This window comes from Streptomyces sp. DT190, from assembly GCF_049846985.1.
Classification (GTDB): Bacteria; Actinomycetota; Actinomycetes; order Streptomycetales; family Streptomycetaceae; genus Streptomyces.
In genome coordinates, this window is sequence record NZ_JBNCNM010000026.1 from 21,349 (window position 1) to 44,692 (window position 23,344).

At 74.5% G+C, this 23,344-nt stretch carries 22 protein-coding genes; 11 read left to right on the forward strand and 11 right to left on the reverse strand.

Going from position 1 to position 23,344, the window contains the following annotated elements:
- Positions 1–14 precede the first annotated feature (14 nt).
- The 3 genes from ACPXCS_RS32995 to ACPXCS_RS33005 all read left to right on the forward strand — a co-directional run bounded on the left by ACPXCS_RS32995 (position 15) and on the right by ACPXCS_RS33005 (position 2,336).
- Positions 15–464 (forward strand): hypothetical protein, encoded by a 450-nt coding sequence (locus ACPXCS_RS32995; RefSeq protein WP_425950805.1) that lies wholly within the window; start codon positions 15–17, stop codon positions 462–464.
- 132 nt (positions 465–596) lie between these two features.
- Positions 597–1,082: a cation:proton antiporter regulatory subunit gene (locus ACPXCS_RS33000; protein ID WP_425950804.1), complete on the forward strand. Its 486-nt coding sequence runs from the start codon at positions 597–599 to the stop codon at positions 1,080–1,082.
- Between the two features lie 6 nt (positions 1,083–1,088).
- Positions 1,089–2,336 (forward strand): cation:proton antiporter, encoded by a 1,248-nt coding sequence (locus ACPXCS_RS33005; RefSeq protein ID WP_425950803.1) that lies wholly within the window; start codon positions 1,089–1,091, stop codon positions 2,334–2,336.
- Between the two features lie 589 nt (positions 2,337–2,925).
- On the opposite strand, the gene ACPXCS_RS33010 is transcribed toward ACPXCS_RS33005, so the two are convergent.
- The 3 genes from ACPXCS_RS33010 to ACPXCS_RS33020 all read right to left on the reverse strand — a co-directional run bounded on the left by ACPXCS_RS33010 (position 2,926) and on the right by ACPXCS_RS33020 (position 6,511).
- Positions 2,926–3,507 (reverse strand): Rv1733c family protein, encoded by a 582-nt coding sequence (locus ACPXCS_RS33010; protein ID WP_425950802.1) that lies wholly within the window; start codon positions 3,505–3,507, stop codon positions 2,926–2,928.
- Between the two features lie 98 nt (positions 3,508–3,605).
- Positions 3,606–5,303, reverse strand: coding sequence for a RecQ family ATP-dependent DNA helicase (locus ACPXCS_RS33015; protein ID WP_425950801.1), 1,698 nt, complete (start codon positions 5,301–5,303; stop codon positions 3,606–3,608).
- 107 nt (positions 5,304–5,410) lie between these two features.
- A complete protein-coding gene (locus ACPXCS_RS33020) occupies positions 5,411–6,511 on the reverse strand; it encodes a winged helix DNA-binding domain-containing protein (RefSeq protein ID WP_425950800.1) in 1,101 nt (366 codons plus the stop codon).
- Positions 6,512–6,860: 349 nt separating this feature from the next.
- Between ACPXCS_RS33020 and ACPXCS_RS33025 the strand changes: the two genes are divergently transcribed.
- Both ACPXCS_RS33025 and ACPXCS_RS33030 read left to right on the forward strand, forming a co-directional pair.
- Positions 6,861–8,090, forward strand: coding sequence for an acyl-CoA dehydrogenase family protein (locus tag ACPXCS_RS33025; RefSeq protein WP_425950799.1), 1,230 nt, complete (start codon positions 6,861–6,863; stop codon positions 8,088–8,090).
- A gap of 89 nt (positions 8,091–8,179) precedes the next feature.
- Positions 8,180–8,662, forward strand: coding sequence for a DUF6174 domain-containing protein (locus tag ACPXCS_RS33030; protein ID WP_425950798.1), 483 nt, complete (start codon positions 8,180–8,182; stop codon positions 8,660–8,662).
- Here ACPXCS_RS33030 and ACPXCS_RS33035 read toward each other — a convergent pair.
- Positions 8,638–9,891 carry a PP2C family protein-serine/threonine phosphatase gene (locus tag ACPXCS_RS33035; RefSeq protein ID WP_425950797.1) on the reverse strand — a complete coding sequence of 418 codons (1,254 nt, stop codon included), beginning with the start codon at positions 9,889–9,891 and terminating at the stop codon, positions 8,638–8,640. The two genes, ACPXCS_RS33030 and ACPXCS_RS33035, sit on opposite strands and share 25 nt — an antisense overlap.
- A gap of 284 nt (positions 9,892–10,175) precedes the next feature.
- Between ACPXCS_RS33035 and ACPXCS_RS33040 the strand changes: the two genes are divergently transcribed.
- Positions 10,176–10,526, forward strand: a complete 351-nt coding sequence (locus tag ACPXCS_RS33040) for a hypothetical protein (protein WP_425950841.1) — start codon at positions 10,176–10,178, stop codon at positions 10,524–10,526.
- Positions 10,527–10,547: 21 nt separating this feature from the next.
- On the opposite strand, the gene ACPXCS_RS33045 is transcribed toward ACPXCS_RS33040, so the two are convergent.
- Positions 10,548–11,642, reverse strand: a complete 1,095-nt coding sequence (locus tag ACPXCS_RS33045) for a carboxylate-amine ligase (protein WP_425950796.1) — start codon at positions 11,640–11,642, stop codon at positions 10,548–10,550.
- A gap of 322 nt (positions 11,643–11,964) precedes the next feature.
- Between ACPXCS_RS33045 and ctaD the strand changes: the two genes are divergently transcribed.
- The 3 genes from ctaD to ACPXCS_RS33060 all read left to right on the forward strand — a co-directional run bounded on the left by ctaD (position 11,965) and on the right by ACPXCS_RS33060 (position 14,756).
- A complete protein-coding gene (gene ctaD, locus ACPXCS_RS33050; RefSeq protein WP_425950795.1) occupies positions 11,965–13,599 on the forward strand; it encodes a cytochrome c oxidase subunit I in 1,635 nt (544 codons plus the stop codon).
- Entirely contained in the window at positions 13,596–13,970 is a 375-nt protein-coding gene (locus tag ACPXCS_RS33055; protein ID WP_425950794.1) for a hypothetical protein, read from the forward strand. Before ctaD ends, ACPXCS_RS33055 begins: the two co-directional genes overlap by 4 nt.
- A 75-nt stretch (positions 13,971–14,045) precedes the next feature.
- Positions 14,046–14,756 carry an SDR family NAD(P)-dependent oxidoreductase gene (locus ACPXCS_RS33060; RefSeq protein ID WP_425971090.1) on the forward strand — a complete coding sequence of 237 codons (711 nt, stop codon included), beginning with the start codon at positions 14,046–14,048 and terminating at the stop codon, positions 14,754–14,756.
- A gap of 10 nt (positions 14,757–14,766) precedes the next feature.
- Here ACPXCS_RS33060 and ACPXCS_RS33065 read toward each other — a convergent pair whose 3' ends face one another.
- From ACPXCS_RS33065 to ACPXCS_RS33085, 5 genes are all read right to left on the reverse strand, one after another.
- Positions 14,767–17,178, reverse strand: coding sequence for a glycoside hydrolase family 65 protein (locus ACPXCS_RS33065; protein WP_425950792.1), 2,412 nt, complete (start codon positions 17,176–17,178; stop codon positions 14,767–14,769).
- Between the two features lie 13 nt (positions 17,179–17,191).
- On the reverse strand, positions 17,192–18,073 hold the full coding sequence (locus tag ACPXCS_RS33070) for a universal stress protein (RefSeq protein ID WP_425950840.1): 882 nt from the start codon (positions 18,071–18,073) through the stop codon (positions 17,192–17,194).
- 477 nt (positions 18,074–18,550) lie between these two features.
- Entirely contained in the window at positions 18,551–19,150 is a 600-nt protein-coding gene (locus tag ACPXCS_RS33075) for an Rv1733c family protein (protein ID WP_425950791.1), read from the reverse strand.
- Between the two features lie 102 nt (positions 19,151–19,252).
- The gene (locus ACPXCS_RS33080) at positions 19,253–19,927 is read right to left on the reverse strand and encodes a helix-turn-helix domain-containing protein (protein WP_425950790.1); all 675 of its coding nucleotides are present in this window, start codon (positions 19,925–19,927) and stop codon (positions 19,253–19,255) included.
- 31 nt (positions 19,928–19,958) lie between these two features.
- Positions 19,959–21,032 carry a zinc-dependent alcohol dehydrogenase family protein gene (locus tag ACPXCS_RS33085; RefSeq protein ID WP_425950789.1) on the reverse strand — a complete coding sequence of 358 codons (1,074 nt, stop codon included), beginning with the start codon at positions 21,030–21,032 and terminating at the stop codon, positions 19,959–19,961.
- Positions 21,033–21,461: 429 nt separating this feature from the next.
- On the opposite strand from ACPXCS_RS33085, the gene ACPXCS_RS33090 reads away from it, so the two are divergent.
- Entirely contained in the window at positions 21,462–21,857 is a 396-nt protein-coding gene (locus ACPXCS_RS33090) for an STAS domain-containing protein (RefSeq protein WP_425950788.1), read from the forward strand.
- Positions 21,858–21,901: 44 nt separating this feature from the next.
- On the opposite strand, the gene ACPXCS_RS33095 is transcribed toward ACPXCS_RS33090, so the two are convergent.
- Positions 21,902–22,483 (reverse strand): TetR/AcrR family transcriptional regulator, encoded by a 582-nt coding sequence (locus ACPXCS_RS33095; RefSeq protein WP_425950787.1) that lies wholly within the window; start codon positions 22,481–22,483, stop codon positions 21,902–21,904.
- A 157-nt stretch (positions 22,484–22,640) separates the two neighbouring features.
- Here ACPXCS_RS33095 and ACPXCS_RS33100 point away from each other — a divergent pair, with 157 nt between their 5' ends.
- Positions 22,641–23,219 (forward strand): hypothetical protein, encoded by a 579-nt coding sequence (locus ACPXCS_RS33100; protein ID WP_425950786.1) that lies wholly within the window; start codon positions 22,641–22,643, stop codon positions 23,217–23,219.
- The last annotated feature ends 125 nt before the right edge of the window (positions 23,220–23,344 follow it).

Genomic DNA, 23,344 nt, shown 5'->3' on the forward strand with positions numbered 1-23,344 from the left:
GGGGATGACGGGACGTGACCACCGGAGGAACAGGCGGGCGGGCGACGCCCGGTGAGCCGGACGGTGTCCCCTCCGTCCCGGACGAGGTGTGGCTGCGGTTCCTCACGGACAGCGAGTCCGCCATACGCGCCTCCGCCCCCAGGGAACCCTCCGCCCGGGAGCGGGCGGCCGGACGGCAGCCCCAACCCGCCCACACCGTCGGTGACCTGTGGCAGCCGGAGGACCTGTGGGTCCGGGTGGCCTGGAGGGACCTGGACCGCCGGGCCAGGACCCGGCGCGTGGCACGCGTCGTCGCCACCGCCGCCGCCGTGGCGCTGGCCCTCGGCGCCTGGTCCCAGCTGACCACCGGCGCCGGCGACCGGCCGGGCGACCCGGCCGTGCGGCAGGTCGAAGGCGCGACCGTACCGCTGCCGACGCCCACGCCCCTCCCGTCCGGTTCCCCTTCCCCGCAGCACTCCAGATAGCACACACGGACGAGACCCCTTCCGCGCGGCCGCCTACGATGAGCCCACGGGCCCGATCCGGACGCCACGTCGGACGCGGCCCCCCGCCGACGAGCCCACCGGTACGCGCACGCCGACCGAAGGGGGACAGTCATGAGCGCGCCCCGCCTCAGCAGTACACCGTTGCCGGGCATCGGCGTCCGCTACGACCTGACGACCCGGGACCACCGCCGCCTGTCGGTGATCGCCCACCGCGACGGGCACCGGACGATCAGCGCCTACCGCGAGGACGACCCGGACGCCTGTGACCTCTCCGTGCGGCTCACGGCGGAGGAGGCGGCCACGCTCATCGACGCGCTGATGCCCGCCCACCACACACCGAACCTGCTGTCCACCACCGACCTGGGTCTCGTCGCCGAGCGGATCGAGCTGCCCGGCTCCTCGCACTGGAACGGGCGGCTGCTGGGCGAGTCGCGGATCCGCACGGACACCGGCGCCTCCGTCGTGGCGGTGCTGCGCCGGGCCGACGCGATCCCCTCCCCCGCCCCGGACTTCCGGCTCGCCGGCGGCGACGTCCTCATCGTGATCGGGACCCGAGAGGGCGTGGAGGCGGCCGCCGCGATACTCGGTCGGGAGTGAGCGGCCATGCACGACTCCGCGCTCTTCCTGATCGAGTTCGGCTGCCTCATCCTCGGGCTCGGGCTGCTCGGCCGTCTCGCCGGGCGCTTCCGCTTCTCCCCCATCCCCCTCTACCTGCTGGCGGGGCTGGCCTTCGGTGAGGGCGGCCTGCTGCCGCTGGGCGCGAGTGAGGACTTCGTCGCCGTCGGCGCCGAGATCGGCGTCATCCTGCTGCTGCTCATGCTGGGGCTGGAGTACACGGCCACCGACCTCGTCTCGAACCTGCGCACCCACTATCCCGCCGGGCTGCTCGACGCGGTCCTCAACGCCCTGCCGGGCGCGGCCCTGGCCCTGCTGCTCGGCTGGGGCCCGGTCGCCGCGGTGGTGCTGGCGGGTGTGACCTGGGTGTCCTCCTCCGGCGTCATCGCCAAGGTGCTGGCAGAGCTGGGGCGGCTCGGCAACCGCGAGACACCGGCCGTCCTGAGCATCCTGGTCCTGGAGGACCTCTCCATGGCGGTGTACCTGCCCATCGTCACCGCCCTGCTGGCCGGGGTGGGCCTGGCCGCGGGCGGTCTCACCCTGGCCGTGGCCCTGGGGGTGACCGCGCTGGTGCTCGTCCTCGCGGTGCGTTTCGGCCGCCATGTCTCCCGCTTCGTCTCCAGCGACGATCCCGAGAAGCTGCTGCTGGTCGTGCTCGGCGTGACCCTGGTGGTCGCCGGGGTCGCCCAGGAACTGCAGGTGTCCGCGGCGGTGGGGGCGTTCCTGGTGGGCATCGCGCTGTCCGGGGAGGTGGCCGAGGGGGCGGCGAGCCTGCTGGCGCCGCTGCGGGACCTGTTCGCCGCGGTGTTCTTCGTCTTCTTCGGCCTGCACACCGACCCGGCGAGCATCCCGCCCGTCCTGCTGCCCGCTCTCGCCCTGGCCGCCGTCACCACCGCGACGAAGATCGCCACCGGCTACTGGGCGGCGCGCCGGGCCGGAATCGGGCCCCGGGGCCGCTGGCGCGCCGGGGGCACGCTCGTCGCGCGGGGCGAGTTCTCCATCGTCATCGCCGGTCTCGCCGTCGCGGCCGGGATCGAGCCCTCCCTCGGCCCCCTCACCACGGCCTACGTCCTCATCCTGGTCCTCCTCGGCCCGCTGACCGCCCGCTGGACCGAGCCCCTGGCGATGCGCCTGACCGGGTTCCGCTCACGCCGTGGGGCGACCGGGCCGACGCCACCGGTGCCGCCCGGCGGCCACGAGACGATCGAGGGCCGGGACGCGGCCGGACGTGCGTGAGGGCGGGCGCCGGCTGCCCTCCTGGACGCACGGCACGACCACCCGTCACGAGGCGGCGGACACCTCCCCGCGCACCGCGCCGCCGGACCGGCGGCCGGCTTTCGGCGGCCGGGTCGTCACGGCGAGAGGACCGCGCGGGACTCCGCCACCGGGCCCGGCGACCGGGCTGTCACGGCGACGGAATCCGCCGCCGGACCCGGCGGCCGGACTGTCGTAGCGACAGGACCACGCGGGATCCGCCGCCAGGCCCGGCGGCCGGGCTGTCGCGGCGAGAGGACCACGCGGGACTCCGCCGCCAGGCCGGTCGGCGAGCCCCGTCGCCGCAGAGCGCACGGGGCTCGCCGTCCTCGGATCCTCGCGAGGTCCGCACCGCACCGCCGGAGCCAGCCGCCACGTCGCCGACCCGGCCTTCGGTCGGCCCGGCCGCCGGGCGGACGCGCGGCAGGTGCGCCACGTGCGCAGGACGAACGCGAAGCAGGAGCGCCGGGCGGTCGCGAGGCACGTGCGCCGGACGGTTGCGGAGCACGTGCGCAGGACGGACGCGCGGCGACGTGCGCCGGTCAGGCGCCCGTCGCCGCGGCTCTCCGGTTCAGCCGGTCCTCCACCCGCGCGGGGTGTCGAGCCGCTCCCAGTCCGCGTCCCACGCGGCCATCCGGCGGCGGTCGAGGTGGAGCCGGGCCAGCCAGGCGGCTCCCAGCACGGTCCCGGCCGCGCAGGAACCGGCCAGGGCGCCGCCCAGGGCGGTGTGCAGCCGGGCCTCTCCGTGCGACACCGGCGCCGTGGTGAGGTCACCGCCGCGGTCCATCCACACGGGCAGGAGGGTTCCGGCGGGAGCCCTCGGCGGGACACGCGCCTCGTCCCGGCGTTCCGAGCCGTCCGGCGCGGTCCAGCGGACCGTGCCCCACACCCGGTGATCGCTCGCCGCCCGGGCGGGAGAGGGGCCGGGAGCGTCCTCGACGAGGACCGCGGAGACCGGACGGCTCTGCGCCCGCTGCCGTGCGACGGCCCGTTCGACCGCGTCCGCCGCCAGCAGCCCGCCGGCCGCTCCGGCGAGCAGCGCGCACACCCACCCCGCGAGCACGAGCCACGCCTCGACGACGTCGACGCGGCGTTTCAGGGCGTTGCGCCGCCACCGCCACCACCGCACGGTCGTGCGCCCGGACGCCTTCATGGCCGACACCCCCTCGTGAGCACCGGCACCACCCTTCCAGTGTGCTCCGCCCCCACCGCCCGGGCCTGCCGGCAGCGCTCGGCGCCGACGGCGACGGGTCAGCCGGCCCACCGGTCCTCGCCGGGCCTGCGCAGCACGCTCAGCAGGTCGTCCTGGCCGGCGACCGCCTCCAGGGCCAGCGTGCGGTAGCCGGCCTGCCCGAAGAAGACGGTGATGCGGTCCTGGTCCTCGCTGAGCACGGTGCCGTCACCCCACTGCTCGTGACGTACCTCGGTGCCCACGGGGTAGGCGGCCGCGGCCGGGTGGGCGGGGCGCTCCTCGGGAGCCCGGCCGTCGCGCTGCTCCTCGCACACGTCGCAGTTGCCGCACCGGCCGGGGTGGTCCTCGCCGAAGTAGCCGAGCAGGAAGCGTCTGCGGCAGCCGGTGGTCTCGGCGTAGGCCCGGGCCATCTCGACCCGGGTGCGCTCGGTCCTGCGGTGGGCCCGGGCCGTACGCGCGGCCTCCTCCGCGGCCTGCTCCGGGGACATCCCCGAGGCGGGGCGCACCTCGCCCTCCTCGCCCGTGGCGACGGCGTCGGCTTCCTCCAGCAGGTTCACGGCCGCGGTGACCCGGTTCCTGGACAGGCCGGTGTCCTCGCGCAGTTCGTCGAGGTCCGCGGGGTCCCCGCGGTGCTCGTGCACGGCGTGCGCCACGTCCGACAGGGCCTCGTGGCCGGGGGCGCGGCCCGCGAAGAACGACCGCATGCCGGTGTCCTCGGACCGGTAGTGCAGCACGGCGAGGGCCGGCCGGCCGTCCCGGCCGCAGCGCCCGATCTCCTGGTAGTAGGCGTCGAGGGAACCCGGCAGCGACGCGTGCAGCACGAACCGTACGTCCTCCTTGTCGATGCCCATGCCGAACGCCGAGGTCGCCACCACGACGTCGGCCGCGCCGGAGAGGAAGGCGTCGTGGACCCGCTCGCGTTCGGCGGCGCGCAGTCCGGCGTGGTAGGCCTCGGCGGACAGGCCGAGGGCGGCCAGTTCCCGGGCGTAGTGCTCGCTGTCCTTGCGGGTCCCGGCGTAGACGATGCCCGGTTTGGGCTCGGCGGCGGCCCGTTCGACCACCGCCAGGCGCCGCTCGTCCTCGTCCAGGAAGCGGCGCACCCGCAGGCTGATGTTCGGCCGGTCGAAACCGGTCACCAGCAGCCGCGGCCTGCGCATCCCCAGGCGTTCGGCGATCTCCCGGCGCACGGGCGCGGCGGCGGTGGCGGTCAGGGCCAGGACGGGCGGGCCGCCCACGCGCCGGACGGCCTGCTCCAGGCGCAGGTAGTCGGGGCGGAAGTCGTGGCCCCAGGAGGACACGCACTGGGCCTCGTCGACGACGAACAGGGCGGGGCGGATCTCGGCCAGCCGCTCCAGCACCTCGTCCTTGGCCAGTTGCTCGGGCGACAGGTACAGGAGCCGGGCGTCGCCGCGGCGCACCGCGTCCCAGGCCTCCTCGGTCGCGGTGGCACCCAGGTCGGAGTTGACCGCGACGGCACCGGGCGCGCGGTCGCCGTCGGGCAGGCCCGCGATCTGGTCGCGCTGGAGGGCCAGCAGCGGCGACACGACCACGACCGGCCGGGCGAGCAGCGCCGCGGGCACCTGGTACACGGCGGACTTGCCGGAGCCGGTGGGCATGACGACGAGGGTGTCCTCGCCGTCGAGCACCCATTCCATGGCGGTGAGCTGCTCCGGCAGGAGGGTGTCCCAGCCGAACACCTCGGCGGCGGTCTCCCGCAGGCGTCCGGCGCGGCCCGACCGCGGCTCCTCGCGTCCCATCCGGGGCTCCTCGCTGTTCCGTGCGGTCGCGTCCCGATGTCGCGCCCGCGGCGCCCTCTGGGTACCCGCGGCTCCGCCCGCGTATCAGCCGGTGACCGGCGCCGGCCTCACTCGGGACAGGCGGCGACGCGCACCCGGTCGCTGTCGCCGTCGGAGAGGAAGGACGCCAGGGCTGTTCCCTCCTGTGTGACGGCGGCCCGGTCGGCCCGTGCCAGGCGGCGCAGCGGGGTGACCAGGAGGGTGTCCGCCTCGACGGTCCAGGTCGCGGCGACACGGCCGTCGACCAGGACGAAGCGGGCCCCGGCGACGGACAGGCCGCGGTGGGCGTCGTCGATGATCCGGCCGCGGTCGTGGTAGCCGAGGACGGCGTTGTCGAACGCGGGCAGGAAGCGCACCGGGGCGGGGACGTCCGGGTCGGGGCGCGGGGCGCCGGGCAGGTCGAGCAGTTCCCGGCCGCGTTCGTCGCGGAAGCGGACCAGTTCCCCGCGCAGTGCGGAGATAGCGGCCGGGAGCCCGGTCAGTCCGCACCAGGCCCGCAGGTCGGCCGAGGCGGCGGGGCCGTACGCGGCGAGGTAGCGCCGCAGCAGCGTCTGCCCCACGGGGTCGGAGGCGTCCGGGTCCGGCGGGTCGATGTCGCGTCCCAGCCACGCGGAGACCAGCGCGTACCGGGCACCCGCCCTGGTCCGCCACACGCCGCGCGGCGGCAGCTGCACCGTCGGCAGGAGGCCGGCGGCCAGCATCTCGCCCAGCGGCCGCGGGGCCACCGCCGGCCAGCGGTCGGCGACGGCCCGGGCCAGGCCGGACATCGAGCGGGGCTCGCCGTCGGCCATGACCTCGCGGCCGGCCGCTTCGAGGGCGGCGAGGTCGACCCCCTCGAACTCCCGGCGGTACACCCCGAGGACCCGGCGGCGCAGCATGTCGCCGTGCCGGGCCCGCCAGGCCAGGAGGTCGCCGGCGGTGACGAGATGGACGGTGCGGCGCATGAGGTGGGCCCGCACCACGCGCCGCCCGGTCAGCAGGTCCGACAGGGCCCTCGGGTCGAACGCCCGCAGCCTGGACCAGAGTCCGGCGAACGGCTCCTGCGGTTCCTGCGCCTGGAGCCCGCCGAGACGGGCGACGGCGTCGAGGACCGGCAGCTCGGCGCGGTCGAGGAGCAACTGCCGGGCGACGGTGGCGCGGTTGAGCGCCCGGGCGTCGAGAACGGTCATCAACACACCTGTGCTTTCGTTTCGTGCGCCGCCCCGTCACCGGGGTGCGGTGGCGGCCGCCTGCGTGCTCACCGTCCCAGGCCTTGCGGTCAGGTACTGACCGCGACGCGCGCGGCCGGGCCACGGTGCCGTGTCCGGTCCTGCGGCCGCCTGCCGTGCGGTGGTTGGCGGCGGGTCGGCCGGGGCACCGCCTTTCCCTATGTTCCCTATCGAATTACTAGGAAAGTATTGACGGCGCCTGACGGCACTGCGCAGGATGATGCGCATGGCCCGCACATCTTTCCGATGGACGCGCCGCCGGTGAGCCCCGACCCCCCACCGTGTCACCGAAGTTGAGGAGACCCCCGCCATGGGCGCTGCCCCCGTGCTGCCCGGACCCGACGCGGAGTCCGTTCCGGCCGGGCCCGGTCCGGCGCACTGGCTGCGGGTGGCCCGCGAGACGGCGGAGGACCTGGCCACCGACGCGGTGGCCCGGGACCAGGCGGGCAAACCCCCCTTCGACGAGGTGGCCCGGCTCCGCGAGTCGGGTCTGCTGGCGCTGCTCGTACCGGCCGGGCTCGACGGCGGTGGCGCGGACTGGCCGACCGCCTACGCCGTGGTCCGGGAGGTCGCGGCGGCCGACGGCGCGATCGGCCAGCTGCTCGGCTGTCACTACTTCATGTCGTGGAGCGCCGGATTCTTCGCCGAGCCCGCTCACGCCGCCCGGCTGGCACGGCGGACCGCGGCGGAGCAGTGGTGCTGGGGCGGTGGCCTGGCGCGCCAGGAACCCGCGCTGACCCTCGCCAGGACCGCGCACGGCAAGGTGCTGAACGGCCGTCAGAGCTACGCGGCGGGCGTGCTGGTAGCCGACCGGCTCGTCGTGCGGGCCGTGCGGGCGGACACCGGTGAGCCGTTCGCCGTGGTGGTCGACCCGAACGGGCCGGGTGTGGTGGTCGACGGGGACGCCGACCCCTTCGGCCAGCGGCTCGCGGCCGGCGGCAGCGTGGAGTTCGACGCCGTCCCGGTCGCCACGGCCGACGTCCTGGGATCCCTGGCGGCGGACGACGACGTCCTGGCGCCGCCGGCCGGCCTGGTCTCGCCGGTGGGCCGGCTGCTGTCGGTGCAGATCCGGCTCGGCATGGCGGAGGGGGTGCTCGCCGAGGCCCGCGAGTACAGCAGGGCCGGCCGCACCCCCTGGCACCCGGACTGGCCGGCCGGCTCGCCCCGGGATCCGCAGGTGCTGACCGCCTACGGGGAACTCACCGTGCTGACCCGCTCGGCGTCCGCCCTGGCCGGCCAGGCGCGGGACGCGGTGCAGGCCGGGCTGACGCGCGGTGAGGACCTCTCCTACGAGGAGTACGCGGAGATCTCCGTCCTCGTCGCCATGGCCGAGGCCGCCGCGTCCAGGGCCGTCCAGGAGTCCACCGCCCGCGCCCTCGACATCATCGGCGTCCGCTCGGCGTCCGCGCGGCTGGGCTTCGACCGCTTCTGGCGCAACGCCCGGACCCACACGCTGTACGAGCCCGTGACGCACCGGCTGCGGGACGTCGGGGACTACTTCCTCAACGGCTCCCATCCCCCGTTCGTCCTGCCGGTCTGAGCCGCTCCCCGCACGTGCGCGTGGCTCTTCGAACGTTTCCCGGGCGGCGGGCGTCACAGCAGTGGCCGTCGTCGAAGGGAACAGCCGCCATGACACCCGCACCGCGTACCGCCCCTGCCGCGACCACCGCCCTGGTGGCGGGACTGCTCTGCGCGCTCGCCGCCTGCGGCGGTGGTACGGGGCAGGCGGCGAACGCGCAGGGCACGGGGGCCTCCGGCCGGACGGCGTGGCGGGAACCCGCCGCGTACACCTACACGCTGCGGTCGAGCGGAGGCGAGCGGGCCCTGCTCGGCACCTTCCGGATAACGGTCCGCGACGGCGCCGTGGCCGGTGCGGTGGGGCTCGACGACACGGCCCGGGGCGTGGCCGCCTCCCAGCCCGACGCGGTGCCGACCCTCGGGCAGCTCCTCGCCGAGCTGGAACGGGTGCGCCGGGGCGGCGCGGCCACGGCCGAGGCGTGGTACGCGGCGGACGGCCATCCGCTGCGGATCGTCCTGGACGAGGACGACAACGCCGTCGACGACGAGGCCCGCTACGACATCACCGCCTACGAGCCGGCCGGCCGGGGCTGAGATGCGCCGCCGGTCCCGTCGGACGCGAGACCGGTCAGCTCCGCCGCCGTCCGGGCCGGCTCCAGCTGGGGGCCGATCCACTCGCACATCAGGACCGTGGCGTCGTCCTGGAGCTGCCCGTCGTGGTAGTCGAGGACGGCCTGGATCAGACGGCGCAGGGTCTCGGGGACGGGCAGGCCGTCGGCGTGGTGGCGGATGAGGAAGTCGGTGAAGCGGTCCAGGCCGAACTCGCGGTCGCCGGCGCGGCGCGCCTCGGTGATGCCGTCGGTGTACAGCACGACGCGGTCGCCGGGCTGGAGCTGCTCCTGGCAGACGGTGCCGGGCAGGCCGAGTTCGGTGCCCATGGGGTGGGCCGGGCGGCACTTCAGACGGGTGGTCCAGCGGTTGCCCCGGATGAGGATCGGCGGATGGTGGCCGCGGTTGACCCACCGCAGGGTGCCGGTGCGGGTGTCGAGGGTCGCCAGGACACCGGTGACATAGCGGCGGTGGCCGTACTGCTCGACCAGGGCGGCCTCCACGGCCTCCGCCTTGGCGAGGAGACCGGCGCCTTGGCGGCGGGCGTTGCGGCAGGCGCCGAGGGCGAGCGCTCCGGACAGGCCGGCGGCGGTGTCGTGGCCCATGGCGTCGAAGATCGTCAGATGGACGACGGGTCCGTCGACGGCGTACTCGAAGACGTCGCCGCTGATGTCGTAGGCCGGTTCCAGCGCCGCGGAGATGGTCACCCGCCCGTCCGCGTAGGTGCGCGGCGGCAGGAGGTTCCACTGCATCTCGGCGGCCACGCTCATCGGCCGCGCGCGGGTCAGCTTGGCCACCGCGTCGCTGGTGCTGCGCTTGCTGACGATGATCAGCGCCACGAGTGCGGCCGGGGACTCCATGTCCGCGCGGGCCTGGGCGTCGTCGTGCTCGCTGGTCACCCGCAGCAGGCCGATGCGTTCCGTGCCGTCCAGCAGCGGCACCCACCACTCGAACCCCTCACCGCCGGCGTGCGCGGCGGGCAGCACGCCGCTGTGCTGGAACGCCCGCCCGGGCACCGTGCCCTCGACGTGCACCTCCTTCTCGTGCCTCTCGTCCGCCCCGTCCCACGGCAGCAGCCACAGGGTCTGGCGCCGCAGATCGGCCAGGTAGATCAGCACCTCCCGGAGGGAGGCGGCCGGGGCCCAGGCGTTCACCTTGGCCGGCAGCAGCTCGACCGGCATGAGGTGGCTGGCCTCCAGCAGCCCGGCGAGCATGCGCCGCCCGCCCTCACCTCTCGGCCCGCCTGCGTCCCTCTGCCCACCCTCGCCTCTCAGCCCGGCCTCGCCCCTCGGCCCGCTCGCACCGCTCCGGTCCATCACCGTTCACCTCCGTTCCGCCGCACTACCGGCTACCCGCGAAACGGCGGGTGGCACGGGCCGGGCCCCCGGCGGCAGTCGGCCGAGGTGCGTCGCTGTGAAAAGGCTTCAGGGGGCCGACTCCGGGTACTTCCATGGTGGAACGACCCGCCAAGGGAGGAAACGGAGGCGCGAGGGCCGTGTTGCTGTCGCATTCGCTCGACCACGGAGTACTCGTCATCACGGTCCACCAAGACCCCGGGATCGGGGGCCGCGCCACGCTTCTGACGCAGATCAGCGCTCTGGTCGAGGCCTACCGGCCCGCTCCCGTGGTGGTCGTCCTGGACGAGCCGGCCGCGCAGGGCGCCGCCGTCAGCGTCGTGCTGCGCGTCCACCGTCTGTGCAGCCGGCTGGGCATGCTGATGTCGGTCGCCACCGGCAGCGCGCCCACCCGCCGCCTGCTGGAGGCGAACGCCGACACCGCCGGCACCCGTCTGGTCATCCACGCCCGTACCGACACCGCCGTGGCCGCCGCGTACGCCGCCGCGGCGTGAGCGGGCCCCGGGGGCGTTCCGTCACGGCATCGTGCTCTGGGCGCTGATCAGTTCAGTGACCGCGCGCAGACCGCCGTGGGCGAGGGCGGCGCGCTGCCGGTCGGCACCGGTCCCGTCCTGCAGCAGCCGGTGCACCAGGGACGTCACCTGACGGGTGTCCCCGGAGGCGTCCAGGACGGGCGCGACGTACCGCAGGAGCGCGTACAGCATGTCGCCGGCGCGTTGCGGTGTGCCGTCGGGCGCGATCAGGGTGTCCTCCAGACCGTGCCGGGCGGCGTGCCACATGGCGGCCTGGAGCAGCTCCGGGGCGGGTTCGGGGGCGGGCACCCCGTCCGCGGTCTCCGCCAGGGCGGTCTCCACCAGGGACCGGACGACGGCGGCCAGCAGGACCGCCTCGTCGGCCCGCAGCTGGACGTCCGGGCAGCGGATCTCGACGGTGGGGTAGGTGGACGACAGGCGGGCCTGCCAGTAGAGCTGGCCGCTGTCGGAGATCAGGCCCGCTTCCTGCAGACGTGCCACGCGCCGGTCGTAGTCCTCGGCGTCACGGAAGAAGGGCGGGATCCCGCTGATCGGCCAGCGGCTGAAGATCACGGTGCGCCAGCTGGCGAACCCGGTGTCGTGGCCGTCCCACAGCGGTGAGTTCGCCGCCATGGCCGTCAGCGTCGGCAACCAGGGACGCAGCCGGTTCAGGACCTGCACGCCCGCCTCCCGGTCCGGCACCGCCACGTGCACGTGCGTGCCGTTGACCAGTTGCTCCGCCACCAGCTGCGGCGCCTGCGTGACCATGGCCCGGTAGCGGGCCTGGTCCGTCACGGCCACGGGACGGCCGTGCCGTACCGGCGGGGTGCCGCAGACCGCGATCCGGCAGCCGTACTCCTCGGCCGCCACGCCGACCGCGTGCCGCAGGCGCAGCAGGTGTCCGCCGGCCTCCTCCAGCGTGGCGCACACCGGGGTGGCCACCTCGACCTGCGCCTGGAGCAGCTCGTACTGCACCTCCTGGTCCGTCACGAGCCGTCCCAGGCCGGCGGCGGCGCGGACCTTGTCCGCATGCGGCACCGGCAGGCCCGTGACCGGGTCGAGCAGCAGATACTCCTCTTCCACGCCGATGGTCGTCATCGATCACCCTCTGTTCCGCCCGGCCCGCAGGCCGCGGGTCACACCCGTGGGGGTACCGAGTGCCGCAACCCTCCTCAGAGCAAACCACGACAGGGCCGACATCGCACGTACGGGTGATTCAAGGGGTCATTCGGCTCAGCGGGCCGCGACGCACGGTGATCGCCCGAGGCCGCACGGCTAGGTTCCTCCGCGCCGGGGGACTCCCCGTCCGCCCGTCACCACACCGCTGCCGATCGAGGAACTGATGGCGACACATACTGAACCGGTTGCACCGGTCCCCGCGGTGGAACGCCGCGGCCGGGGCAAGGTGATCGTCTCCTGGATGACGACCACCGACCACAAGAAGATCGGGCACCTCTACCTGATCACGTCGTTCCTGTTCTTCCTGATCGCCGGTGCGCTGGCGATGGCGATCCGGGCGGAGCTGGCCCGGCCGGGCATCCAGATCCTGTCCAACGAGCAGTACAACCAGGCGTTCACGATGCACGGCACGATCATGCTGCTGCTGTTCGCGACGCCCACCTTCGCGGGCTTCGCCAACGCCGTCATGCCGCTGCAGATCGGCTCCCCCGACGTGGCGTTCCCGCGGCTGAACATGCTCTCGTACTGGCTGTTCCTCTTCGGCGGCGTGATCGTGCTCGCGAGCTTCCTCACCCCGCAGGGCGCCGCGGACTTCGGCTGGACCGCGTACACCCCGCTCAGCGGCGGTGAGCGCACCACCCACATCGGCGGCGACCTGTGGATCATGGGGCTGGCGCTGTCCGGCTTCGGCACCATCCTCGGCTCGGTCAACTTCATCACCACCATCATCTGCATGCGCGCCCCGGGCATGACGATGTTCCGGATGCCGATCTTCACCTGGAACGTCCTGCTCACCTCGGTGCTGGTGCTGCTGGCCTTCCCGGTGCTGGCCGCCGCGCTGCTGGTGCTGGAGGCGGACCGGCGCTTCGGCGCCCAGGTGTTCAACCCCGAGAACGGCGGTGCGGTCCTGTGGCAGCACCTGTTCTGGTTCTTCGGCCACCCCGAGGTCTACATCCTGGCGCTGCCGTTCTTCGGTGTGATCAGCGAGATCATCCCCGTCTTCGCCCGCAAGCCGATCTTCGGCTACACCGGCCTGATCGGCGCCACCATCGCCATCGCCGGTCTGTCGGTGACGGTGTGGGCGCACCACATGTTCGCCACGGGGGCGGTGCTGCTGCCGTTCTTCGCCTTCATGACGTACCTGATCGCCGTGCCGACGGGCGTGAAGTTCTTCAACTGGATCGGCACCATGTGGAAGGGCTCGCTGTCGTTCGAGCCACCCATGCTGTGGGCGGCCGGCTTCCTGGTCACCTTCCTGTTCGGCGGCCTGACCGGCGTCATCCTCGGCTCGCCGCCGCTGGACTGGCACGTCACGGACAGCTACTTCGTGGTCGCCCACTTCCACTACGTGCTCTTCGGCACGATCGTCTTCGCGATGTTCGGCGGATTCAGCTTCTGGTGGCCGAAGATGACCGGCACCATGCTGAACGAGCGCCTGGAGAAAGTGCACTTCTGGACGCTGTTCGCCGGCTTCCACACCACGTTCCTGGTGCAGCACTGGCTGGGCGCCGAGGGCATGCCCCGCCGCTACGCGGACTACCTGGCCGCCGACGGCTTCACGGCCCTCAACACCGTCTCCTCGATCGGCGCCTTCCTCCTGGGCCTGTCGACGCTGCCCTTCCTGTACAACGTGTGGCGCACCGCGCAGCAGGGCGAGCGGGTCGAGGTCGACGACCCCTGGGGGTACGGGCGTTCATTGGAGTGGGCGACCTCCTGTCCGCCGCCGCGCCACAACTTCCTGACCCTGCCCAAGATCCGCTCCGAGTCCCCCGCGTTCGACCTGCGCCATCCGGACGTGGCCAGCCTGGACCAGGCGGAGAACACCGGGCGGCGGGACGTGGTGGAGGCCGAGGGACACAAGGGCGACCGGTCGTGACCCGCGGCGGCCACGACGCGCTGGACGGGGAGCGGCCCGGCGTGCTGGCCGCCGAGGCCGAGGGCTATCTGCTCGCGCACGCCCACCACGAGCGGATCAGGCGCGAGGCCGACGAACTCCTGGCGCGGCTGCCGTGGCTGACCACGGCTCAGGCCGAGGAGCTCACCGGCCACTACGTCCGTCTGCGTCTCGACGTCACCCGTCAGCTGCTGCTGGGCACGGTCCGCAGGGCCGAGCAGCTGCGCGAGGAGTACGAGGACCGCTACGCCACCCTCCGGCGCGTCCTGCTGCGCCGGCACGCCGCGGCCGCCTGCGCGGTCCTCGCCTGCGGTGCCGGGGTGAGCTCCCTGGCCGGGGTGCTCACCCGCTGACCGGCCGCGTCCGGTGGTGGTGCACAGTGGGACTCCGGACGTCGAAGGGACGGTGCGATCGTGAGGCGGATCCTGGTGACCGGTTCCGCAGACGGGCTGGGACGGGCGGCGGCCGGCACGCTGCTGAGCGCCGGGCACGACGTGGTGGTGCACGCCCGGAACCGGCAGCGCGCGCAGGAACTCGACGCGCTCGTGGAGCGCGGGGCGCGGCTCGTCGTCGGCGACTTCACCGACCGGGAAGCCGTGCGGAGCATCGCCGCCGAGCTCGGCGAGGAGCCACCGCTCGACGCGGTCGTCCACAACGCCGGCGTGTGGCGGGGGCCGGCCGTCATGCCGGTGAACGTCATCGCCCCCTACCTGCTCACGGCGCTGCTGCGCGGGGTGGGCCGGCAGGTGTACCTGAGCAGCGGCTCGCACTACGGCGGGCGTCCGGTCCTGGACGGGGTGGACTGGCGGGGCGGGAGCGCGGGTTCGTACGCCGACAGCAAGCTGTTCGTCACGGCCCTCGCGGCCGCCGTGGCCCGCCTGCGCCCCGGCGTGCCGAGCAACGCGGTGGATCCCGGCTGGGTGCCGACGAAGATGGGCGGGCCGGGCGCGCCCGACGACCTCGAACTCGGTCACCGCACCCAGGAGTGGCTGGCGGTGAGCGACGAGCCCGGGGCCCTGACGACCGGCGGCTACTGGTACCACGGCGAACGGCGGCAGCCGCACGCCGCGGTGCACGACCAGGCCTTCCAGGACCGGCTGCTGCGCACGCTGGCCGAGGAGACCGGCACCGCGCTCTGACGACGTCACCTCACTGCTGGGGAACGTCGCCTTCGGCGCGCTGCTCCTCGTGCCCGTCCGTCAGCAGGAGGCGGGCCGTCTCCCCCGCCTGTACGCCGATGGCCCGGTCGGGGAGTTCCACGTCGATCGGGGGGAGGTCGGACGGTGGTACGGCGACCTCCAGCTGTCCGCTCGTCAGCCGCAGGCGGATGCCCCAGTGGCCCTGGTAGGCGATGGAGAATCGGTACGACGACAGCTCCGGCAGCGGCACCGGGTCCAGCCACAGGGCGCCGGACCTGGTCTCCAGGCCGGTCAGTCCGCGCTGGACGAGGTCGAGGGTGCCGGCCATGGCGCCCAGGTGGATGCCCTCGCCGGTGGTGCCGCCCTGGAGGTCGGCGATGTCACCGCGCAGGGCCTCCTGGCAGAACGTCCACGCCTCGGCCCGCCGGCACCGGGCCAGGACCCAGCCGTGCACCAGGCCGCTGAGGGTGGAGCCGTGGCTGGTGCGGGCCAGGTAGTGGTCGACGGTGCGCCGCCAGGTCGCCTCCTCCAGCCCGTACCCCAGCCGCCCGAACAGCTTCTGCAGCTCGGCCGGGGAGAAGAGGTAGCCGAGCATCAGCACGTCGGCCTGCTTGGAGGCCTTGTAGCGGTTGACGGTGTCGCCCTCGGCCTCCAGGATCCGGTCCAGGCGGCGGATGTCGCCGTAGCGCTCGCGGTAGTCCTCCCAGTCGAGTTCCGCGAGGTCGCCGTAGCCCTCGAACTGGCTGATGACCCCGTCGTGGAAGGGCACGTGCAGGGTGCGGGAGACGTCCTCCCAGCGCTCCGGTTCGCCGGCCTCCAGGGCGATGCGCTCGACGAGTTCGCGGCGGCGGGGTTCGGGCAGGGTGCGCAGGACCTCCAGGGCGCGGGTGAGCACCCAGGCCGCCATCACGTTGGTGTAGGCGTTGTCGTCCAGGCCGGGGCGCTCGGCGTCCGGATAGGCCTCGTGGTACTCGTCGGGGCCGACGACCCCGCGGATGCGGTGCCGTCCCAGGGCGGCGTCCCAGGTCGCCGAGTCGGCCCAGAAACGCGCGATCTGCACCAGCATCTCGGCGCCCTTGGTGTGCAGGAACTCGGCGTCCCCGCCGGCCTCGCAGTACTGCCACACGTTGTACGCGATCGCCGAGCCGACGTGGTGCTGGAGATGGGTGTGGTCGGGCAGCCAGCGGCCCGAGCGGGGGTTGAGGTGCAGCTGCTGGGTCTCCTCGCGGCCGTCGCTGCCGCTCTGCCAGGGGTACAGCGCGCCGCGCCGGCCGATGGCCCGGGCCGCCGCGCAGGCCCGCTCCAGACGCCGGTGGCGGTAGCGCAGCAGGGCGCGGGACACCTCGGGGAAGTGCAGGTTGAGGTACGGCAGGACGAACAGCTCGTCCCAGAAGACGTGGCCGCGGTAGGCCTCGCCGTGCAGCCCCCGGGCCGGTACGCCCACGTCCAGGTCGGCGGTGTGCGGGGAGAGCGTCTGCAGGACGTGGAAGAGGTGCAGGCGCAGGATGTGGCCGGGCTCCCCCGGCACGTCGATCTCGGCCCGGCGCCACAGCTGGGCCCAGGCGATGCGGTGGGAGACGAGCAGGCGGTCGAACTCCGGTGCCGCGCCCACCCGGTCCAGAGCGGCCCGCAGCGGGTCGCTGATCGCCGGGTCGCGCGAGGTGTGCAGGGCGACGGTCTTGTCGACGGTGACCGTGCGGCCGGGGGTCAGCGGCAGCGTCAGGCGCTGCACGGCGCGCGCGGGCTCCTCGGGCGTGGCGACGGGCTCCGCGGCGGTGAGCCGGGCGGCCATGCCGATCCGGATGTCCGAGGTGCGGGTCCGGCAGCGCAGCCACACCGTGTCCGGCCCGGCGTTCCCGGTGTGCACATGGGTCAGGTGGCGGCCGTCCAGGTCCCGGTAGCGCGGCACCCCCGCGTTGGTCACCGTGCCGTCGAGCGCGGCCTCGACCTCCAGCTCACCGGTGAGGCCCTCGGCGGTGAACTCGGTGCGCAGCGCCGCGAGGTGCGGATCGGCCATGTGCACCAGCCGTTGCTGCCGCACCGTGAGCACCCCGTGCGCGCCGAGGGCGTACCGGGTGCGGCGCTCCAGCAGGCCGTCGTCGAGGTGGAGGGTCTGGCGGTGGTCCAGGACGGCCGCCGTGTCCGGGGTGAGCCACGGCCCGCCCGGGAGCCGGAAGCGCAGCGGCAGCCAGTTGGGCAGGTTGACCAGGTCCTCGTTCTCGACGCGGCGCCCGGCGACCTCGGAGACCAGCCGGTTGTAGCAGCCGGCCGCGTAGGTGCCCGGGTAGTGGACGTCGTCGGCCGCGGACTCGGGCAGCGCGCCGCGGGTGGCGAAGCAGCCGTTGCCCAGGGTGCACAGCGACTCCCGCAGCCGCTCCTCGGCGGGCAGGTAGCCCTCGTACTGCCAGATCCGGTCCGTCACGGGCCGTATCCTCCTAGACGCGCTGCGGAACGACGGCCACCGGGCACTCGGCGTGGTGCAGCAGCGTGTGGGCCACCCTGCCGAGCTGGAGTCCGAAGTGGCCCTGCCGGCGCCGGGCTCCGACGATCACCAGGTCGGCCGCGGCCGAACGGAGCACGAGCACCTTGCCCGCCGGGCCCTCGACCGTCGTGCGGCGCACCCGGACGCCGGGGTGCTCGGCGGTGGCCTCGCGCAGCAGCGCGTCGAGTTCGGCGCGGGCCCGCTCCTCGTGGTCCCGCCCGGGCGCCTCGGCGAGCACGGCCTCGTCGCCCCCTTCACGGGCGGGGCAGCGCCAGGTCCGTACGGCGTCCAGGACGCAGCCGCGGGCCTCGGCCTCGTGGAAGGCGAAGCGCACCGCTTCCGCACCGGTGGCGGGGTCCCCGGCGCCGAGCAGGAGCCGCTCGTGGCTGCCGGCCAGGCCGGCGCGGTCGCCGCGCACCACGATCACCGGGCAGTGCGCGCGGGCCGCGACGGCCAGCCCGACGGAGCCCAGCAGCAGTCCCGTCAGCTCGCCGCGGCCCCGCGACCCGGTGACCAGGGCGGTGGCGTTGTTGCCCTCGTGCAGGAGGGCGTCCGCCGCGTCGGCGAGGTGCACGTCCGTGGTGACCTTCACGTCGGGGTTGCGCCGCCCGGCGCGCTCCGCCGCGGAGGCGACGATGTGGTCCGCCATCATCCGGCCCGAGGGGCGGGCCAGGCCGAGCGACGGGGCGATTCCCTCGTACCGCTCCCACAGGGAGCCGTGGACGAGCCGCAGCGGCAGACCGTGCCGGGCGGCCTCGTCCACCGCCCAGTCGACCGCCGGCAGGCTCCCGTCCGAACCGTCGACGCCCACGACAAAGGGCAGTTCCGTCGTCATCGTTCCCACCGCCTCGCACTCGGGCAGGTCCCGGATCCAGGTTTCCGGATCCTCTCCCACCGTCGCACCCCCGGGCCGCGGCGCGCGAGGGGCGGTCGGTCCCCCACGGGGGCCGTTCGGCCCGTGGTGTGCGGCGGGCGCCGGGCCCAGGCTGAAGTCAGCGGCCCGGCCTCCGGGGTACGGGGAGGCCGTGGGCGCACCACGCGCTCGCCGCTCGGCACGGCGGGGCGTCGGAACCGGCTGTGAACGCCGTCCCGCCGCCCGGCGTGGGCCGGTTTCGCGCGACACCGCCCCGGATCGCACCGAGCGGCTGCCCCGGCGGACCTGGCCGAGGCCGGCGGCATGACGGACCAGGAGCGGGTGAGCGCCCCGGCCGTCACGGTGCACGCGAACGCCACGCTCGCGCAGGACGCGCGCGTCATGACCCGGCCCTCCGCGGGGGTGACGAACCAGCTGTCCCCGGTGGGGCGTCCCCGTTCAGCCGGTGATCCGTCTCGTCCACTGCGGTCCGACCCGGGCCCACTCCGCGTCCCACCGGTCCAGTCGCAGCCGGTCCAGCCGCAGGCGCGCGAGCCGTCCGCAACCCCAGACGGCCGCCCCGGCGACGGCGCCCGCGAGGACGCCCGTGCCGACCGCCTGGAACAGCGACTCCGCCGGGCCGGGAGGCGTCCCGACCAGCCTGCCGGCGCCGTCCGTCCACACCGTCACCCGTGTTCCCGCCGCGGCGTCGGGTGGGACCTCGGTCCGTCCGGTGCGCGCAGAGCCGTCCGGTGCCGTCCAGCGCACCCGGGCCCACACCGTGTCGCCGCCCGAGCCGTCGGTCGTCACCGGCGGGGTTCTCGGGGCCCGCTCGGTCAGCACGGCGGGCACCTCCCGCGCCTGCGCGCGCTGCGCGGCGAGGGTGTCGTCCACGGCCCCGGCCGCCGGCAGAGCCGCGATCACCGCGCACAGCACGGCGAGTAGCCGTCCGACCAGCAGGATCCAGCCCTCGGCGCGGTCGCTGCGCCGGCGCAGCGGGTTGCTCCGCCACCGCCACAGCCGCACCCGGGTCGCGGTCCTGTCCGGCGTCTGCGTCATCGCGCTTCCCCCTCACGGGCGTGGTTCCAGTCTGCGCCGCCCCGGCCGGACGGTGCCTGCCGTGGGGCTCGGCCTGCCGTGAAAGGCCGGGACGGACGTCCTTCAGACCGTGATCCGGCGCCCGGTGACGGCGACCGGCTCGATGCGCAGCCACAGGTCGCGCGGGCCGCCCGCCCAGGGCGTGGTGTGCGCCTGCTCGTCGAGCCGGGCCGCCTCCTCCCGGTCCGTCACCGCCCTCGCGGGGCCGCGCACCAGCACGCTCCAGCCCTCGCTGAACGCCTCGTCGATACGGTCCACCTCGAAGGCGACCTGGTGGCCGTCCGCCTCGGCGGGCGTCGTGCCGGGCGCGGTGCGGAAGACGATCGCGCCCTCGACGACCTGGTAGTTGACCGGCACGATGAGCGGCCCGGTGTCCGCCGGTACGGCGAGGCGCCCCACTCCGTGGGTGGCGAGCAAGGAGCGGCATTCCGCCTCGGTCAGCTCCGTGAACTCGGGGGTCCGGGCGGCGTGGCCGAGGCCGGGCGGCAGCTCGGTGTCGCCGCCGGTCAGGTGCCACACCGTGGTCCTCAGTGCCCCTGCCAGCCGCAGCAGGGTGCCCGCGCCGGGGTCCGCCGTCGGCCTCTCCTCCAGGTACTGGAGGTAGGCCGGGGCCATGCCCGCGCGGGTGGCCGTCTCCTCGCGGGACAGGCCGAGTTCCGTGCGCCGATGGGTGATCCGCCGCCCGAGATCGCCCCGGGTACGGCTTCCCACCGGATGCGACGAGGCCCGTTCGTTCATGCCCGCCACCTCTCTCTCGTCGTGTCTCTCGTCAGGCCGCCCGGTAGGGGACGACGTCCTCGTGCCGCTCCTCGCCCAGCACCACCTTGAGCGCGCCGGTGTCGGCGGCCCGGGCGAAGACGTCGTACGCCTCCTCCATGCGGGCCAGGGGGAAGTCGTGCGTGACCAGCTGCCCGGTGGGCAGCCGGCCCGCGGCCGCCATCCGGAGCAGGGTGGGGGTGGAGTAGGTGTCCACCAGGCCGGTGGTGAGGGTGACGTTCCTGATCCACAGGTCTTCCAGGTGCAGGGTCGCGGGCCTGCCGTGGACGCCGACGTTGGCGACGTGCCCGCCGGGCCGCACCATGCGCGTGCAGAGCTCGAAGGTCTCGGGGACGCCGACCGCCTCGACGGTCACGTCCGCGCCGAGCCCGTCGGTGAGGTCCGCGATCAGCTGCTCGGGTTCCTCCCGGGCGTCCGCCACCGCGTCCGCGCCGAGCCGGCGGGCCGCCTCCAGCCGGGGGGCGGCCAGGTCGACGGCGACGATCCGCTCGGGCGAGAACAGCCGGGCCGTGGCGACGGCCGCGAGACCGACGGGGCCGGCCCCGACGACGGCGACGGTGTCGCCGGGCCGTACGTGCCCGTTGAGCACGCCGACCTCGTAGGCGGTCGGGAAGATGTCGGCCAGCAGCACGGCGTCCCTGCTGTCGAGGGAGGCGGGCAGCGCGTGCAGGGAGAGGTCGGCGTACGGCACGCGGACGTACTCGGCCTGGGTGCCGTCGATCAGGTGGCCGAGGATCCAGCCACCGCCGCCCCGGCACTGGCCGTACATGCCCTCGCGGCAGAAACGGCAGCGGCCGCAGGCGGTGATGCAGGAGACCAGCACCCGGTCCCCCGGCCGTACCGTGCGCACGTCATCGCCGACGTCCACGATCTCGCCGACCGCCTCGTGGCCCAGCACCGTGCCGGGACGCACCTCGGGGACACCGCCCTTGAGGATGTGCAGGTCCGTTCCGCAGATGGTGACCGCGTCGACCCGTACGATCGCGTCGGTCGCCTCCTTGATGCCCGGGTCCGGGACGTCCTGCCAGGCGGACTGTCCGGGGCCGTGGAAGACGTGGCCCTTCATGGCGTTCCCACCTTCCTGCCGTTCCTGGCGTTTCCTGCCGCTCGTGCCGTTTCCGGCGTTCATGGCGGTCCTGGCTGCAGTGACTGCGGTGGTTCGGTGACTGCGTGGCTTCGGTGGCTTCGGTGACTTCGGTGGCTTCGATGACTTCGGTGGCTGGGTCGCCCGGTGGCTTCGGAGCCTTCGGGGCCTTCAGGGCCTTGGGCGGCGGTGCCGTCTCGGTGGCGCGGGCGATCTGCCCGGTTCTGCCGCAGTTCCAGCTTCGCGCGGATCGGCGGGACGCGCTTGGGCCGGACGGCCCTGGCACGGACCGACGGGCCTCGTGCGGCCGGCGGCCGGGCCGCTCCTGCCGCACGGGGTTCTTCCGGCCCTGGCGGACATGGGCCGATCGGCCCTACCGCGCGCCCCGCCCGGCACGCTTTGCTCAGGGCCATGTCCGAGATCACCGGCAGGTGCGCACCCCGGCCGGCGCGGAGCGCGGAACGCGTCGTGACGGTGCACGGCGAGATCGACCTGCTCACGGCGCCGGCCCTGCGGGAACGGCTCGACGCGCTGACCGCCGAACCCTGCCCCGACCTGGTGCTGGATCTGCGTGCCGTGTCCTTCATCGACTGCGCGGGGCTGAGCGTCCTGTGCCGGACCCGGAACCGCGTGCTCGCGCGCAGCGGACGGCTGCGCCTGGTGGGCGTCGGGGCCTTCCTGCGGCGCGTGTTCCGGCACACCGGCCTGACCGGGGTCTTCGAGGTCCTGCCCGGCGTACCGGTGACCGCGGGCGGCGCGCAGACCGCGGGCGGCGCGCAGACCGCAGGCGAGGGCAAGGCCGTCTGAGGGCGTCGCCTCCGATCCGCCTCAGGCCGCGACCGCGGGCGAGGTCACGACCGCGCGCGCAGGAGCTCCTCGACACCCTTCAGGAACGTCTCGGAGATCAGGTCGGGGTCGAACAGGCAGCCGGCCGCCATGGCGCCGTCCCGCAGCATGACGAAGTGCCGGCCCGCCGCGTCCGGAGGCGTGCAGCCGGCCTGCGCCAGCAACTCCGTGACGGTCTCCAGGAACCACTGCCGGTGAGCCAGCACGGCCCGGTGGACCGGGTGCGCCGGGTCGGGGTACTCGGCCGCCGCGTTCAGGAAGGCACAGCCACGGAACCCGGTCGACCGGATGCCCTCGGTGATCGACCGGCCGACGGCGCGGACCGTGTCCGCCGCGGGCAGCCCCTGGGCCCGGACGGCGTCGACCTGTCCCCGGATGCCCTGGTCGGCTCGCTCCAGGTAGGCGAGGATCAGCTCGTCCTTGCCCTTGAAGTGCCGGTACAGGGTCGCGCGCGTGACCTCGGCTTCCGCGATGATCCGGTCCACGCCGACGGAATGAATGCCCTCGGCGTAGAAGATCCGGGTCGCCGTGTCGAGCAGCCGTGACCTGGCTTCGGACCTGCTCCCGCCTGTTGTGCGCGCGCTCATGGCGCCACGGTACCAGCGGATGAGGGAGAACGTTCGGTCTTGACAGCGGAGCGGGCAGCCCTTTGGATACAAGAAGAGACCGAACGTTCTCCCTCATGGAGCCGGTCCGCCGTTCCCGAAGCCCTGCGCAGCCACACCGACAGGAAGAGGTCCTGCCATGCCCCGTACCGTCCTCGCTCCCGCCCCCGCATCCACGTCTCTCGCCGCCGCGTCCGCGGCGCTGCGCCGTCTGTACCTCCTGCGCTTCGCGTTCGCCGCGGTGTGGGCCGTCCTGCTCTTCACCACCGCGGACACCCTGGGGCCGTTCAGCGCCGCCCTGCTGGTGATCTACCCCTTGTTCGACGTGGGGTGCGCCGTCGCCGACCTGAGGTCCGCCCGGGCGAACGGAGCGCCCTCGCGCGGTCTGCAGGCCAACATCGTGCTCAGCACCGTCACGGCCGCCGCGCTGGTCGCCGCGTCCCTCTCCGGCATCCCGGCCGTGCTGCGCGTCTGGGGCGCCTGGGCGATCACGGCGGGGCTCGTGCAGCTGGTCGTGGGTGTCCTGCGGCGCGGGCTGCGGGGGCAGTGGCCGATGATCGCCTCCGGCGGTCTGTCCACCCTGGCCGGAGGTTCCTTCATCGTGCAGGCCGGCCAGGACGGTGCCTCGCTGGGGGCCCTGGCGGGCTACGCCTTCCTCGGCGGGGTCTTCTTCCTGGTCTCCGCGCTCCGCATGGGACGGGTCGGCACCACCGCGTGACCGCGAGCGCGGAAACGCACCGCCCGGGGTGGTGCGTTCCGCGCTCGCCGTGATGCCGGATCGGGTGCGGGAGGGCCCGGGGCCGCACGGGGACGGTCACACCGGCCCGGCACGGACGGACCGGC